The 13,261-nt window shown below is 63.1% G+C and carries 17 protein-coding genes; 5 read left to right on the top strand and 12 right to left on the bottom strand.

The features are described from left to right. Positions 1 to 3: 3 nt before the first annotated feature. Entirely contained in the window at positions 4 to 222 is a 219-nt protein-coding gene (locus XI08_RS35930) for a hypothetical protein (RefSeq protein ID WP_271578038.1), read from the bottom strand. Positions 223 to 445: 223 nt separating this feature from the next. Between XI08_RS35930 and cysK the strand changes: the two genes are divergently transcribed. Further along, complete coding sequence (gene cysK / locus XI08_RS35925; RefSeq protein ID WP_271578037.1) at positions 446 to 1,423, top strand: cysteine synthase A; 978 nt, start codon at positions 446 to 448, stop codon at positions 1,421 to 1,423. Between the two features lie 3 nt (positions 1,424 to 1,426). Beyond that, the gene (locus tag XI08_RS35920) at positions 1,427 to 1,666 is read left to right on the top strand and encodes a BrnA antitoxin family protein (protein ID WP_271578036.1); all 240 of its coding nucleotides are present in this window, start codon (positions 1,427 to 1,429) and stop codon (positions 1,664 to 1,666) included. A gap of 61 nt (positions 1,667 to 1,727) precedes the next feature. Here XI08_RS35920 and XI08_RS35915 read toward each other — a convergent pair whose 3' ends face one another. From XI08_RS35915 to solA, 5 genes are all read right to left on the bottom strand, one after another. Next, on the bottom strand, positions 1,728 to 2,480 hold the full coding sequence (locus tag XI08_RS35915) for an amino acid ABC transporter ATP-binding protein (protein ID WP_271578035.1): 753 nt from the start codon (positions 2,478 to 2,480) through the stop codon (positions 1,728 to 1,730). An 11-nt stretch (positions 2,481 to 2,491) separates the two neighbouring features. Next, positions 2,492 to 3,334 carry an amino acid ABC transporter permease gene (locus XI08_RS35910; RefSeq protein ID WP_271578034.1) on the bottom strand — a complete coding sequence of 281 codons (843 nt, stop codon included), beginning with the start codon at positions 3,332 to 3,334 and terminating at the stop codon, positions 2,492 to 2,494. Further along, positions 3,331 to 4,074, bottom strand: a complete 744-nt coding sequence (locus tag XI08_RS35905) for an amino acid ABC transporter permease (RefSeq protein ID WP_271578033.1) — start codon at positions 4,072 to 4,074, stop codon at positions 3,331 to 3,333. Before XI08_RS35905 ends, XI08_RS35910 begins: the two co-directional genes overlap by 4 nt. Positions 4,075 to 4,173: 99 nt before the next feature. Then, a complete protein-coding gene (locus XI08_RS35900; protein WP_271578032.1) occupies positions 4,174 to 4,986 on the bottom strand; it encodes a transporter substrate-binding domain-containing protein in 813 nt (270 codons plus the stop codon). A gap of 76 nt (positions 4,987 to 5,062) precedes the next feature. Then, on the bottom strand, positions 5,063 to 6,232 hold the full coding sequence (gene solA / locus XI08_RS35895) for an N-methyl-L-tryptophan oxidase (protein WP_271578031.1): 1,170 nt from the start codon (positions 6,230 to 6,232) through the stop codon (positions 5,063 to 5,065). A gap of 120 nt (positions 6,233 to 6,352) precedes the next feature. Here solA and XI08_RS35890 point away from each other — a divergent pair, with 120 nt between their 5' ends. Next, the gene (locus XI08_RS35890; RefSeq protein ID WP_333928979.1) at positions 6,353 to 7,318 is read left to right on the top strand and encodes a LysR family transcriptional regulator; all 966 of its coding nucleotides are present in this window, start codon (positions 6,353 to 6,355) and stop codon (positions 7,316 to 7,318) included. A gap of 58 nt (positions 7,319 to 7,376) precedes the next feature. Here XI08_RS35890 and XI08_RS35885 read toward each other — a convergent pair whose 3' ends face one another. Together XI08_RS35885 and XI08_RS35880 are read right to left on the bottom strand one after the other, a co-directional pair. Continuing rightward, positions 7,377 to 8,816 carry a caspase family protein gene (locus tag XI08_RS35885; protein WP_271578029.1) on the bottom strand — a complete coding sequence of 480 codons (1,440 nt, stop codon included), beginning with the start codon at positions 8,814 to 8,816 and terminating at the stop codon, positions 7,377 to 7,379. 201 nt (positions 8,817 to 9,017) lie between these two features. Next, positions 9,018 to 9,893, bottom strand: a complete 876-nt coding sequence (locus XI08_RS35880) for a DMT family transporter (RefSeq protein WP_271578028.1) — start codon at positions 9,891 to 9,893, stop codon at positions 9,018 to 9,020. Positions 9,894 to 10,040: 147 nt separating this feature from the next. Here XI08_RS35880 and XI08_RS35875 point away from each other — a divergent pair, with 147 nt between their 5' ends. Beyond that, the gene (locus tag XI08_RS35875; RefSeq protein WP_271578027.1) at positions 10,041 to 10,439 is read left to right on the top strand and encodes a RidA family protein; all 399 of its coding nucleotides are present in this window, start codon (positions 10,041 to 10,043) and stop codon (positions 10,437 to 10,439) included. 51 nt (positions 10,440 to 10,490) lie between these two features. Here the strand turns inward: XI08_RS35875 and XI08_RS35870 are convergent, their stop codons facing one another. From XI08_RS35870 to XI08_RS35860, 3 genes are all read right to left on the bottom strand, one after another. Beyond that, positions 10,491 to 11,036 (bottom strand): hypothetical protein, encoded by a 546-nt coding sequence (locus tag XI08_RS35870; protein WP_271578026.1) that lies wholly within the window; start codon positions 11,034 to 11,036, stop codon positions 10,491 to 10,493. Next, entirely contained in the window at positions 10,981 to 11,331 is a 351-nt protein-coding gene (locus XI08_RS35865) for a hypothetical protein (protein ID WP_084302540.1), read from the bottom strand. Before XI08_RS35865 ends, XI08_RS35870 begins: the two co-directional genes overlap by 56 nt. Before the next feature lie 172 nt (positions 11,332 to 11,503). Next, a complete protein-coding gene (locus XI08_RS35860) occupies positions 11,504 to 12,091 on the bottom strand; it encodes a formyltransferase family protein (RefSeq protein ID WP_271578025.1) in 588 nt (195 codons plus the stop codon). A 563-nt stretch (positions 12,092 to 12,654) separates the two neighbouring features. Here XI08_RS35860 and XI08_RS35855 point away from each other — a divergent pair. After that, positions 12,655 to 12,873 (top strand): hypothetical protein, encoded by a 219-nt coding sequence (locus XI08_RS35855; RefSeq protein ID WP_027546667.1) that lies wholly within the window; start codon positions 12,655 to 12,657, stop codon positions 12,871 to 12,873. Between the two features lie 5 nt (positions 12,874 to 12,878). On the opposite strand, the gene XI08_RS35850 is transcribed toward XI08_RS35855, so the two are convergent. Then, a complete protein-coding gene (locus tag XI08_RS35850; protein WP_027546668.1) occupies positions 12,879 to 13,181 on the bottom strand; it encodes a hypothetical protein in 303 nt (100 codons plus the stop codon). Between the last annotated feature and the right edge of the window lie 80 nt (positions 13,182 to 13,261).

The following is a 13,261-nucleotide window of genomic DNA, read 5'->3' as shown; positions in this document are numbered from 1 at the left end:
GGGTCAGTTGCACACGATCCGGTGCTTGACGGCATGCTTGGTCACGAAGCCGTAGCCGCAATTGTCGCAGGTCCAGAGATAGCTGATCATGTGGTCCGAGACGTAGGCGGATGCTTCGGCGGCGACCATGGAGTCGGCGCAGACCGGACAGGTGGGCAACTCGCTGCAACGCGGACCGCGGTTCGCCGCGACGGTCGACAACACTTCAGCAACTGCTGACATCGTGGTGACCTCCCTGCTTTGAGACGTAAGTCTAACATAAGCAGAATCACTTGACGAGATCGCAACACAAAAGCGTTGGTTTTCTGATAATTACAGCTCACGTGATTTTGCGATGCAGCGTATTTAACATGTGCCGCATTGCTGCTTGCGTGTCGCCGCAAGCTGTCTCTAACTGCGTAAGAGCTGCGATCAGCGCGCCAATTGTCGTCACAGGGAGTTCATCATGGACGCATCGTCCACCGCGGGTGCAACGCACCAACCCGGCCGCGGCCGGATCTATGATTCGATTGTCGACGCTTTTGGCGACACGCCGATCGTGCGATTGCGCCGGCTGCCGGGCATGCACGGGGTGAACGCGACGATTTTGGCAAAACTTGAATATTTCAATCCGGCCGCGAGCGTGAAGGACCGCATCGGCGCGGCCATGATCATCGCCATGGAGAAGGCCGGGATCGTCAAGCCGGATACCGTGCTGATCGAGCCGACCTCCGGCAATACCGGCATCGCACTCGCCTTCGTCGCCGCATCGCGCGGGTACCGGCTCAAGCTGGTGATGCCGGAATCCATGTCGATCGAACGGCGCAAGATGCTGGCCTTTCTCGGCGCCGAGCTGGTGCTGACGCCGGCCGCCCAAGGCATGAAGGGCGCGATCGCCGCCGCCGAGGAGCTTGTGAAGACGACGCCGAACTCGGTGATGCCGCAGCAGTTCAAGAACCTCGCCAATCCCGAGGTGCACCGGCGCACCACCGCCGAGGAGGTCTGGAACGACACCGGCGGCAACATCGATTTCTTCGTCGCCGGGGTCGGCACCGGCGGCACGATCACCGGCGTCGGCCAGGTGCTCAAGCCGCGCAAGGCCTCGTTGCGGGTGGTGGCGGTCGAGCCGGAGGAGAGCCCGGTGCTGTCAGGGGGACAGCACACGCCGCACAAGATCCAGGGCATCGGCGCGGGCTTCGTCCCTGATATCCTCGACCGCTCCGTGATCGACGAGATCATCAAGATCAACTCGACCACGGCGATCGAGACCTCGCGCGCATTGGCGCGGCACGAGGGCATTCCGGGCGGCATATCCTCGGGCGCCGCGATTGCCGCCGCGCTCCAGATCGGCAAACGGCCGGAAGCTGCGGGAAAAACCATTCTGGCGGTGGTGCCGTCCTTCTCCGAGCGGTATCTTTCGACGGCTCTGTTTGAGGGAATCTAGGACATGGCGGATCAACCGAGGCGGCCGCGCACGCTTGGCGATGCGCGGTCGGAGGCCGAGGCGGCGTTCAAGAAGGTAACCGCCAAGGTCGCCGTGGCGCCGCCGAAGCCGAACGTGGCGCCGGGGATCAAGGAGCAGGTCACGCTGCGCATCGACCAGGACGTGCTGGAGTTCTTCCAGGAGGGCGGCCCCGGCTGGCAGGACCGCATCAACGAGGCGCTGCGGAAGGCGGCGGGCAAGTAGGCTGCCGCCGGATCTGGTTGGTCGTGCGAAGGCCGATGCGCCCAGGATCCGCGCAGCCGGCTCAGAGGACCTGCGACAGAAACCGCTGCGTGCGCTCGTCCTTCGCCGCCGTAAACAATGTTTCCGGCGGCCCGTGCTCGACGATCACACCGCGATCGGTGAAGTAGACGTGATCGGCGACCTCACGTGCGAAGTTCATTTCATGGGTGACGAGGAGGCACGTCATTCCATCCTCGGCAAGCTCTCGGATGGTCACCAGAACCTCCTTGACGGTTTCCGGGTCGAGGGCGGCCGTGACTTCGTCGAACAGCATGATGTCCGGCCGCATCGCCAGTGAACGGGCGATGGCCACGCGCTGCTGCTGTCCGCCCGAGAGTTCGCCAGGATAGCTGTCCTCCTTTCCTGCGAGCCGCACCTTGGCGAGCAGCGCTCGGGCGCGCGCCTCGACCTCGGCACGTTTCTGGCCGAGAACATGGATCGGCGCCATCATCACGTTCTGGAGCGCCGTCTTGTGCGGGAACAGGTTGTACTGCTGAAATACCATCCCGACCTTGCGCCGAAGCGCCAGCTTGTCGAGCCTGGGATCGGTGACCTCGATGCCTTCGATCTGAATGCTGCCGGACGAGATCGGCTGGAGGGCATTGATACAGCGGATCAGCGTGGACTTACCCGATCCCGACGGGCCGATGATGCAGATCACCTCGCCCTTCTTCACCGACAGGCTGATGCCTTTCAGAACCTCGAGAGCGCCGAACGACTTTCTGACGTCGACGCATTGGACGATGGGCTGATCCGGAGTCCAGGTCGCGACCATGCTCTGCTCCCTCAGCGCACGCGGAATCGACGCTCAAGACGAGCGGTCCAGAGGTTGATCGGATAACAATAGAGAAAGAAGCACAGCAGTGCGAAACCGTAGAGCGGCGCGAACAGTTCCGGTCTGCCGCCTTCGGCAGCATGCACCTGCGCCGTCAGCGTCAGCATTTCCGAGACGCCCACGATCGATGCAAGCACCGTCGCCATCGCGACAAGGGCATAGATGTTCATCCAGGGCGGCAGCATTCGCTTGATGCATTGCGGCAGCATGATCAGCCACATGGTCTGGCGTCGCGTGAACGACAGCGATTCAGCCGCCTCCCATTGCGTCGACGGAACGGACCGCACCGCTCCGCGTACGACCTCGGCGACGTTCGCCATGACGGGCAGGGCGAAGCCCACCGTTGCCTTGATCCAGTCCGGCAAAGGGACTGTCGTGTTGAAGATGGTGATCTGGAAGGGCACCAGAAACATGACGAAGAACAGCAACACCAGCCAGGGCGCGTTGCGGAAGAATTGGGTCACGAACCAGCTGGCGGTGGCGAGCAACCGGTACTGTGACAGCAGGGCCAGACCCAGGCCGAGACCGGCGACGGTGCCCAGCAGCATGGCGAGCAAGGAGATCAGGATGTTGAAAGCGAACCCTCGCAGCAGGAGCGGCGACCATTTCACGATGACCTGAAGCGGGGACAGCATCGTCGGTGCGGTCTGCGCCCATGCCGTGGACGCAGCCATCACGGCGCAGAAGCAGAGGATCGCGGCGGATAGCGGGCTGATCCGAACGGACGTCCGGGTCGGCGCGAGACGATACGGCAGAAGGACGGCAAGCCTGTGCACGGGCTCGGCGGTCTTCATCGGACATACCCCGGAATGTGCATTGCCCGCTCCCAGCGATGCATCAACCAGACGAGGACACCTACGAGGATGCCATAGGTCGCAAGCAACACGACCATCATTTCGAAAACGTTCTGTGATTCCGACCAGATCTGCTTGACCGCATACAGCGTCTCGGGAACGGCGATCGCGTAGGCAAGCGTGGTCGTCTTGAGCAGGTTGACGAGGTTGTTGTTCAGTGCGGGAAGGCAGACGCGAATGGCCAGCGGAAGAACGATGTGGATGTAGGCTTTGATGCGTGTGTAACCCAGCGCCTCGGCGGCTTCCACGGTCGTCCTCGGCACGGCCTCGATGCCGGACCGGAAGATCTCCACGTTGAAGGCGGCGGCAAACAGTGACAGCGAAATGATGGCCCATTGAACGTTGCTCAGCAGTGGAACGCGCATGCCCGCCGTCTCGACGGCCGGAAGCATGGTGCCGAGCCCGAAATAGAAAAAGAAGATCTGGACCAGCGGTGGCGTGTTGCGGAAGACCACGACGAAAATATTGACGGCCAGCTGCAACAATCTGGACGGGCTACCCTGCATCAAGGCACCTGCCGCGCCAATGACCAGGCTCAGCATGATGGTCGTGACGCTCAGAAACAGCGTCATCTTCAGTCCGCCGAGATAACGATCCCAGTCGTACGCATCGTAGAATACGGAGAAATTCAGCCCCGTCGATTCATAGAGGCGCTGAAACCAGTTGCCGATTGCCTGCATCTTGCGCGACACCGAATTGTTGAGGCAATCACCTCGGATCAGTGCATTGGCTTGACCTCTTCGGAGCGCAAGATGGATCCAGCGCTCCGCTTCACACGCCTATTTGTCCTTGTATTGCTCGTGCATGAGGAGCGAATACTCGGTCGGCGTAATGCCCCACTTCTTTTCCGCTGCCACGATGAAGCCCGTCTTCATCCAGTCCTTTGTCGTATCTTCGAGCAGCTTCTGAAGGCTGGCGTTCTCGAGCGCGACGGCGATCATCCACGGTGAAGGCAGAACACCTTTCAGGGGCAAGTCGTAGTCCGTCTTCCACTCGTCCTCCAGCAACTTGCCTTGCAGGAAGGTCTGATCGTAGACATAGCCGATGCAATTGCCCTGCTTCATGGCGAACAGAGGCTTCTCCGATCCGTCAAACGCAACAATCTCGGGGCCGTAGGATTTGGCAACGTCCTTGTTGTACCAGGCGCCCGACGTTGCACATACGGGCTTTCCCTTGAGCTCGGCCCAGTCCTTGATGCCGGCCTTCTTGTTGAGAAGTATGTTCACATAGTCGGAATAATACAGAGGCTCGATGGCTTGAACGACGCGGCGGCGTTCCGGCCTGTCCGACATGGTCGCGATCAGCAGGTCAACCTTTCCCTGCTGAAGAAATTCGATTCTGTTGGACGCCGCGACCGGAACGAGCTCGAGCTTGACTCCGAGGCGCTTGGCAATATCGGCGGCAAGATCCGGCTCGATGCCGACCACGTTTCCGGTGGGATCGCGGTATCCAAAAGGTTTGTAGTCTGCCTTGACGCCGACGTTCAACGTGCCGCGCTGCTTGATGGCATCGACGCCATCGGCTGCTTGGGCAGTGCCAAGCATCAGCAGCGCCGCGACTCCTGTCATCATGGAATGGACAATGTCTCTCATCGGATGAAGCCTCCAGGATTTAAATCACGACGCGCGTTGCGCGCGCTTTTTTTGGATACAAGGCTCGTGCCAAACGTCACGAAAAGCGGGAGATGGAGAATGGGCTGAGGTCGATCGCGCTTCGACCGTCGGTCACCATCCCGGCCACGACATTGCCGATACCTGCCGAGTGCTTGAAGCCGTGGCCCGAGCACGCCGAGACGACGCAAATCCTGTCCTGGTCGGGATGGCGGTCGATGATGAAGCCCCGATCGGGCGTCACCGTGTAGATGCAGGCAGCCGCCTGCGCGACGCGCGGTGTGGCGCCGGCGAGCCGCCCCGCCACGTGCTTCCGGTACATTTCAGCCGATTCCGCGGGATCGACGGTGCGGTCGATGGTGTCGGCCGTCGTGTTGGTCTCGTACTGCTCGGTCGCGACTTTGAGGCGACGATCGCCAGGCAATGGCGGAAAGCCGTAGAGGTAGTCGACATCCGTCGCGCCGTGCATCCAGATGAACACAGGGGCGTTGGCGCGATACGCGCTGGTATCGTCGAGCTCGTACCAATGCAGCACCTGTCGCTTCACCGTAAGCACGCGATCGAACGGCGCGCCGAGCAGGTGGGCATTCCAGCCGCCTGCCGACACCACCACCTGGTCCGCCTCGAATGTGCCTGAGGACGTTTCCACCCGAACGGCCGAGCCTCTCTGCACGATCGAGAGAACCTCGACTCCCGTGCGGATCGTTGCGCCGAGCTGCTCCGCGCGCGTCAGCTGCGCCTTGATGCAGCGCTCCGGAAAAACGTATCCTCCGCCGGGTTCGTAATAGGCCTTCTCGTTCCCCTCGAGGTTCAGGAATTGCGGGAAGCGATGAGCCACCTCTCGCCCGTCGATCACTTCATGCGCGATGCCGAAGTCACGCGCGGCTGCAATCGAACGTGCGACGAAGTCCGGCTTGCCGTGGTGCGACGTCTCGCCGACACCGGGCGCCATGACGACGAGGCCACATGGGTTCAGCAGCTCGGCAGACGTCTCGGCCTCGAGCTCACGCCAGATCCGGTGGGTATCCAGCACCAGGGGCACGTAATCGCGGCCTTCACCGACCGCCTGCCGGGTGATGCGGGTTTCGCCGTGGCTGGATCCCATCACGTGGGGCGGGGCGAAGCGATCGAGGCCGACCGCCTTTGCCCCTCGCTTGGCCAGTTGATAGAGGGCCGCGCTGCCCATGGCACCGAGGCCGATCACCAGAATATCCGCTTTCTCGCTCATCGATCGGGAACTGCTTAATTGTTAGGACGATCAGAAGTCTGCTTTCGGATGCGGCTCTCCTACAAGGATAATTCATATAATGAAGCCAATTTGCATGTTAATATGACTTCTGCTTAAGCTATGGATATGACGCCACCCATTCCAGACTTGCGAAGCTTGCAGATTGTCGCTGCCGTCGCGGAGTCCGGCAGCATGCTTCAGGCGTCCCGTCAGTTCGGGATGACGCAATCAGCGGTCTCTCAGGCTGTGCGGCGGGCCGAGGCCGCGATCGGCGTGGCGTTCTTCAACCGCAGCCGGAGGCCGCTTACACTGACGCGGGCGGGCCGCATCCTTGCTGGCCGGGTTCGCGATCTGAATCGCGACTTTGACGCATTACTCGGCGCACTCCGGGAGGCAGCGAAACTGCCCGAGCGTGTCGATCTGAGGCTCGGCCTCATCGACTCCTATGCCGCCACGGTCGGCGCGCACCTCGTCAAGGAGCTCATGACGGGCGAGGTCGCACTGAGTCTGTCCGTTTGGTCAGGCCTTGCTCACTCGCATGCCGAGGCGCTGGTTCACCGAACGATCGACGCGGCGATCACATGCGATGCGATGGATGACCTGTATGATATCGAGCGCTTCCCATTCTATCGCGAGCCAAATCTGCTGGTGGTGCCGCGCGGCATGGAGGCCGAATTTGCCGGCCTTGATCTGCGGGAGATCCTCGCTCGACATCGCCTGGTCCGGTACAGCGAACGCTCCTATGCGGGCGCTCAGGTCGAGCGTCATCTGAGCCGCCTGGGGATTCGCCCGCCACGGGCCTTTGAGTTTGACACCTCGGACAGCTTGGTCGCGATGGTCGCGACCGGTATGGGCGTGGCGATCACCACGCCGCTGTGTCTGTTGCAGGGGCTCGCTCACGCTGCCCAGGTCAGCGCGCTCCCGCTGCCGGGCCCTGGATTTTTTCGCGAAGTGCTTCTGGTGACCCGCCGGGGAGATCTGTCGTCACTGGCGCCGCGCATCGCAGAGATGGCTCGGACGAGCATTACGACGCAGGCGATGCCGCGTATCCGGACGCTCGTGCCCTGGTTCACCCAGGATTACTAGACCGGCATGAAAAAGCCCGGCGCGAGCCGGGCTTTTGTATTCGGGGTCTGAGCTCGCCTCAGCGGCGGAACATGCCGCCCATCATGCCGCCGACGACGCCGCCGACGAAGGCCGCGCCGGCTGCATCGCCGGCGTTGTTGCGTTGGGGAGCTGGTGCCGGCGCCGGCGCGCTGCTGCCTGCGGGGGCGCTGGCGGCGCGCCGAGCCGCCTTCTGGCTGTTGTCGCTCGCGGTCGGCGGGCCAGCCACGACCTCCGAGAGCAGCGCCTTGTGCTGAAGCTTGTTGAGGTAGCCGGACGAGGGATAGCCGCGCGCTGCCTGCCAGCGCTTGAGCACCAACCGGGTTTCGTCGCTGAAGACGCCAGTCTGCTTGGTATCGAAGCCGAGCCCGGAGAGACGACGCTGCACGTCGCGGCGCTGGTTCTTGTCGAGGCCGATCTGATCCTCGGTGAGCTGGCTGGCATCGTCGGTGAAGGTGGCGGGATCGACGCCTGCGTTGAGCGTGCGGGTCGTCGTCGACGGTCCACTCTTGATCGCCGCAAGCCGCGCCAGCGCCAGCGCCTTGAACTGGCCGTTCGGATAGGCGGAGAGATAGGCGTTGAGCTCTTCCGGCTTGTTGGATTCCTTCACCGAGCGCCAGTACTCGAGCTCGACACCATCGGAGCTGCCGGCCGCCGCCGCCGGCACGCTGCCGGAAGCGGTCGGGGCGGCATTGGCGACCTGGGTCGTCGGAGCCTGGTTGAGATAGACGGCGCCGATCAGGTTGGTGTGGCCCCAGGGAAGCTGGCCCTTGTGGGTCTCTTCATTGACCTGGGCGCGGACCGACGTCATCGCCTGCTGGATCTCGATGCCGGGCTTGGTGATGTTGTCGATCAGCGCGCGGGTGAACGGGCTGTTGTTGCCCTCCTGGCCGTCGAGCGCGGTCTGGCCGGGGCCGGTTGCGAACGCGATCAGCGTGCCTTCGCCGGACTTCATCTCGGCAAGGCCGCTCTGCACGTTGACGCTGCGGGTCGCGGAGTTCGACTTGATCTTGGCGGCGAACGGATTGTCGCGGCAGGCATCGAGGAAGACGAGCTTGACCTTGGCATCGCCCATGGTCTGCTCGAGTGTCAGGTCGATGTTGATGGCAGCGCCCAGCTTGACATCCATCTCCGACTTGATGTCGGCGTCAACCGGCAGGAGGTAGTTGGTGCCGCCGACGGCGATGCCGTGACCGGCATAGTAGAACAATGCGATGTCGGAGCCCTGCGCCTTGCGGCCGAAGTCGAGCAGCTTTTCCGTCATCTGGTCGCGGCTGAGATTGGACCCTTCGATCACATCGAAGCCGACGTTGCGCAGCGTCGCGGCCATCGTCTTGGCGTCGATCGGCGGGTTCGGCAATTGCGCGACGTTCTTGTAGGAGCCGTTGCCGACGACGAAAGCAACACGGCGGTCGGCCTTCGCGGCACTGACCGACAGTGCCATGCACATCAGCGCGGCGACGAGGGTGAGATAACGCATCTGAAATCCCCAGAATCGAATTGCAGGCAGCAACAAATTGGCGGCGAACCTACACGAAAACGCCCGGCTTCGCGCTAGCGAAACGACGGTTCGCCCAACCCATTGCTTCGTGGCCGAATGTGCACGATGGAAGCCCCCTTCCAACGTGATCGAGATCACTCTCGGCCACTTTGTTTTTGTCGCGCGAGGCGGCCCGCAGGTTCACGGCGCGCGGTCGGGAGCCGGGGGCGCCGGTTTCAGATTCAGGAGGTTGCCGAACAGGATCAGCGCCGCCCCGAGCACGGTCCAGCCGTCGAGCCGCTCTGAATACAGCAGCCAGCCGGCGGCGGCGGTGAGGGGAACCCGCAGGAAGTCCATCGGGACGACCACCGTCGCGTCCGCGTAGCGCATGGCGCTGGCGAGGCAATAATGCGCGAACGTGCCGCAGACCGAGATCACGGCCACCCAACCCCAGACATAAGTGGGCGGCCAGGCCCAGACATAGAGCGTCGGCAGGAAGCCTGCGACCGACTGCACGACCAGCATCCAGAACAGGACCGCCAGCGCGCTCTCGGTGCGGGTGAGCGATTTGACCAGGGCCATGGACACGCCGAAGCCGACCGCCGCGCCGAGCGCGATCAACTGGCCTTGATTGATCTCGCCGGCCGCGGGCCGCACGATGACGATCACGCCGACGAGGCCGAGCACGATCGCGGCGATCTTCCACGATGTCATGCGCTCGGACAGGAAGCTGGCGGCGAGGATTGCGGTCCAGATCGGCATCGTGAACTCGATCGCTACCACCTGGCCGATCGGAATCAGCGTCAGCGCGAAGAACCAGCCGAGCTGCGAGACGTAGTGGATCAGATTGCGTGCGATGTGCTGGGGCAGGCGCGTGGTCCTGAGCGTCGCGAAGCCGCCGGCGCGCCGGATCATCGGATAGAGCAAGCAGAGGCCGATCAGCGAGCGGACCTCCTGGACCTGGAAGACGTTCATCTCGCGCACGGCCTCGCGGCCCGCGACCGCCATCACCAGCGTCAGCGACAGCCAGCCGGCCATCCACAATGCAGCCATCGTTTTTGACGGAGGGGTGGTCATTGGCGCGGGATGCAGAAGGCAAGGGCGTTGGAGGGCAGGCTGGTATCCGCGACATCAATACGGTTTGCAACGGCCAAAACTGCGGATGCAGCGATGCGCGGGTGCGTGCTAAGGGAAGCTCAACGAGCGAAATGGGAGAAACAGCTCATGCGTATCTTGCAGCCGGCCGAATGGAAAAAACCGCGCGGCTTTTCCCATGGCGTCGTGGTCGAAGGGCCGGGCCGCTGGGTGGTGCTGGCCGGACAGACCGGCGGCGACGAGGCGGGCGACTACGCCCCTGACATGGCGGCGCAGGTCGGGGCCGCGCTGAAGCGGATCATCAAGCTCCTGGGCGAGGCCGGCGCCGGCCCCGAGCACATCGTCCGTCTGACCTGGTACCTGACCAGCCGCAGCGAATATGTAGCCGCAGCTGCCGGCATCGGCGCGGCCTGGAAGGAGACGCTGGGGCGCAATTTTCCGCCTTCGACGCTGCTCTACATCGGAGGCCTCGTGGACGACCGGGCCAAGGTCGAGATCGAGGTGACGGCGTTCGTTCCGAACACATAAAAAAATCGATCCGGCGCCGGCGCCGGATCGATTGTGATGTGCTGTATCGGCTTAGCGCGACAGCGAGATGTTGGCGCCGCGGAACTGGCTGTCGGCCCTCAGCGAGACCGTCTGCTTGGTGCCGCTCGTCCTCATCGCGAGGTTGGCGTTGAAGCCGGCCGCGCTGACGAGCAGCTCGTAATTCCCGCCGCTGCCGCGACCCTCGAGCGAGCCGCTGATATTGCGGCTGGCTTCGCTCCAGCTTCCGGTGATGGCGCTGCCCTCGGCCCTGAGGTTGGCTCCGAGGTTGAACTTGTAGGCGTCGCTGGCGCAGGTCAGCGACATCTCCATCGTAGGCCCGATCGGAGTGTATTTGGCGCGGCAGCGGATCCGTTCGGTGGAGCCGTCATCCAGGGTGACGGTGCCGCCGCCGCTCCAGCTGCCCGCGAGCGGGGCAAACGGGCCGGACTGGGCCTTGCTTTCAGTGTTCGCGAACGCTGCCGAAAGCAAAACGGCGGCCGCGATCAGCAGCCGCCGGCCTCCGGCGCGAGCCTCAGTTGGTTTATTGGCGCGATGCTTCCCACCGCCCGCTGCACGGTATGCCTGCAGATGCTCCATTCCACTTCCCCGATCCGGCGTTGCCGCTGAGTTGACCGTTGGCATATGCACCATTGATCGAAACTTTCACAAGACCCTCCCGGCCGATGGTGCCGGAAACGTTAGCGCCGGGCGCGGTGATCTTGCCGTCGGAAACCGTAAGCATGGAGCTCGCGGTCGGTTCGCAGGAGCCGGACTTGGTCACGATGGTGACCTGCCAGTTGCCGTCATAGGGGGTCTGGGCGAAGGCGGAGGCGGCGAGGGTGCCGGCGAAAACTGAAGCGGCACAGAACGCCGCGATGCGACCAAAACGCATGAATTCCGTCCTTGAATTTGTCTGATATGCTGACGCTTATTCGGGCGAAATGTGACGGAAATTTGTTGCGATGCCAAATCGAAAATTGTTCCTGTGGAAACAATGGTTTATTTGTGTTTTTAGTTTCGATTTTTCAAGCAGAATCAATGCGGCTTCACGTTAAGGGTAAACGTCAGGACAGACTCGGCGCGGAGGTCGCGAACTGCTCGTCCTGAACCTTGGCCGGCAACGCCTTGTGGACTTTGACGTAATCGATCACGTCGGCCAGCAATTTGAGCCCGAGCGGGGCGAGCGCGCGCTCCCAGAGCTCGCGGGCGGTCTCGCCCTTCCTGACGAAGCACCATTCCTGCGCGGCGATGGCGCCGGCGTCCATGCGGTCGGCGAGATGATAGATCGTGCCGCCGGCGACCGGATCGCCTTCCTTGATGGTCCATTCCACGGCGGCCTTGCCGCGGTGACGGGGCAGCAGCGAGGGGTGATAGCCGATCCCTCCGAACCTGGCCGCCGCGAGCGCGTCCTTTCCGATCCGGGCATGGCTGTGAGCGGTGATGATCAAATCGGTGTCGGGCGCGATCTCGGAGGCGACCACCAGCTTCGGATTCGCCTGCACCACCACCTCGATGCCGGCCGCCCTGGCGGTCGCGGCGAGGCGGTCCTCGGCATCGGCCACCACGACCCGCGCGATCGACACGCTGTGCTCCCGGAGCATGTTCAGGGTGGTTACGCCGAAATGGCGGGAGCCGACGAGGGTAATGCGCATGGGTGTCCGATCTGTCTCGCAACTGCGTCATACCCCCGATAACACGTCAGGGCGCCGTGTCACCACCCGCGGGCCATTTGCGCCGGTTATCAACAATGCGCCGGGCGCGGGACACGATGAATTGCACGATTGCGCGGCCGACCGTTCCGCGCCTACGCCTGCCGGCCGTATGACCGCTACAGCGCCGAGCGCAAAGTGCCGCGGATCTATTTCTGCGTTACCGACCAGCGTTGCCGTACGGCCACGGTCGGGCCGGAAGTGATGGATACGACGGTTCCTGTGTTTCATTTCGAACAGAAGGAATCCATCCCGCCGCTAGAGTGGCCATACCGGGGCTGGCGACATTTCAACCCTATCCATTTTCGAACCCGGCTTTGGCCGCTGGTCTCATCGCCAGCGGCCTTTTCATGCTCGGCGATCGAGAAATCGTCTGACGGTAATACGTTCTCAACCAGCCTGGCGTATCGACGAATCCGTCGCGGATTTGTATTGCGTACCGCGACACCGAAAATGTCCCGCCGGCGTGGGTGCGCCGCGCGGGCCTTTTCGCCGGGACCGATTTCATGCCGAGCGCGATTGAGCAGATCGTCGACATCTATGTCCGACTGAAGAACCGGCGCGGCCTCGACCAGCTGATGATGCACCGGCAACGGCTCGCGGTCGATTTGAAGAGCAGGTCCGGCTATGATTTCAGCCTGCCGATCAGCCAGATCGACGAGGAGATCGCGATCATCGAGGCGGGCCTCAGCCGGCTGAAGGCGGGGAATCCTGCGGCGCTTTAGCGCGCCTAGGAGCGCTTCCCGCCGTCGATCACCGTGAACAATGGCCGGGCCTTGGTCGGTTCGACCAGCAGTTCGTCGACCATGGCGCTCGCGGCCTCGACATACTTCCGTGTCGGCTTGTCCAGGGGCCTCAGCGCCTCGTCGTCGAGCGCGACCTTGGCGGCCTCGACCAGCTTGCGCATGCGCTCGGCATGGTCGTCGCCCGCGGTCAGCGTCGCGCGGGCCAGCGAGCGCAGCACGAACAGCTCGCCTTCGAGGCGGAGCAGGCGGTCGTTGAGCCTGGTGAGGACGGCGTTGAGGTCGGCCATGGCGCACGTTCGTTGCGGAAGATCCATCCTGATCTAGCGGCGATCGGTGAACGGAGTGCAAACGGCATCGACGCAATTGG

It is taken from the genome of Bradyrhizobium sp. CCBAU 11361, from assembly GCF_028128935.1.
GTDB lineage: Bacteria > Pseudomonadota > Alphaproteobacteria > Rhizobiales > Xanthobacteraceae > Bradyrhizobium > Bradyrhizobium niftali.
Note: the sequence above shows the minus strand (reverse complement) of the source record. Positions and strands in the feature narration are given on the sequence as shown.

Coding starts and splice junctions, on each gene's coding strand:
- XI08_RS35930 (WP_271578038.1), bottom strand. CDS start 222: ATGTCAGCAGTTGCTGAAGTGTTGTCGACCGTCGCGGCGAACCGCGGT.
- cysK (WP_271578037.1), top strand. CDS start 446: ATGGACGCATCGTCCACCGCGGGTGCAACGCACCAACCCGGCCGCGGC.
- XI08_RS35920 (WP_271578036.1), top strand. CDS start 1,427: ATGGCGGATCAACCGAGGCGGCCGCGCACGCTTGGCGATGCGCGGTCG.
- XI08_RS35915 (WP_271578035.1), bottom strand. CDS start 2,480: ATGGTCGCGACCTGGACTCCGGATCAGCCCATCGTCCAATGCGTCGAC.
- XI08_RS35910 (WP_271578034.1), bottom strand. CDS start 3,334: ATGAAGACCGCCGAGCCCGTGCACAGGCTTGCCGTCCTTCTGCCGTAT.
- XI08_RS35905 (WP_271578033.1), bottom strand. CDS start 4,074: ATGCAGGCAATCGGCAACTGGTTTCAGCGCCTCTATGAATCGACGGGG.
- XI08_RS35900 (WP_271578032.1), bottom strand. CDS start 4,986: ATGAGAGACATTGTCCATTCCATGATGACAGGAGTCGCGGCGCTGCTG.
- solA (WP_271578031.1), bottom strand. CDS start 6,232: ATGAGCGAGAAAGCGGATATTCTGGTGATCGGCCTCGGTGCCATGGGC.
- XI08_RS35890 (WP_333928979.1), top strand. CDS start 6,353: ATGGATATGACGCCACCCATTCCAGACTTGCGAAGCTTGCAGATTGTC.
- XI08_RS35885 (WP_271578029.1), bottom strand. CDS start 8,816: ATGCGTTATCTCACCCTCGTCGCCGCGCTGATGTGCATGGCACTGTCG.
- XI08_RS35880 (WP_271578028.1), bottom strand. CDS start 9,893: ATGACCACCCCTCCGTCAAAAACGATGGCTGCATTGTGGATGGCCGGC.
- XI08_RS35875 (WP_271578027.1), top strand. CDS start 10,041: ATGCGTATCTTGCAGCCGGCCGAATGGAAAAAACCGCGCGGCTTTTCC.
- XI08_RS35870 (WP_271578026.1), bottom strand. CDS start 11,036: ATGGAGCATCTGCAGGCATACCGTGCAGCGGGCGGTGGGAAGCATCGC.
- XI08_RS35865 (WP_084302540.1), bottom strand. CDS start 11,331: ATGCGTTTTGGTCGCATCGCGGCGTTCTGTGCCGCTTCAGTTTTCGCC.
- XI08_RS35860 (WP_271578025.1), bottom strand. CDS start 12,091: ATGCGCATTACCCTCGTCGGCTCCCGCCATTTCGGCGTAACCACCCTG.
- XI08_RS35855 (WP_027546667.1), top strand. CDS start 12,655: ATGCCGAGCGCGATTGAGCAGATCGTCGACATCTATGTCCGACTGAAG.
- XI08_RS35850 (WP_027546668.1), bottom strand. CDS start 13,181: ATGGCCGACCTCAACGCCGTCCTCACCAGGCTCAACGACCGCCTGCTC.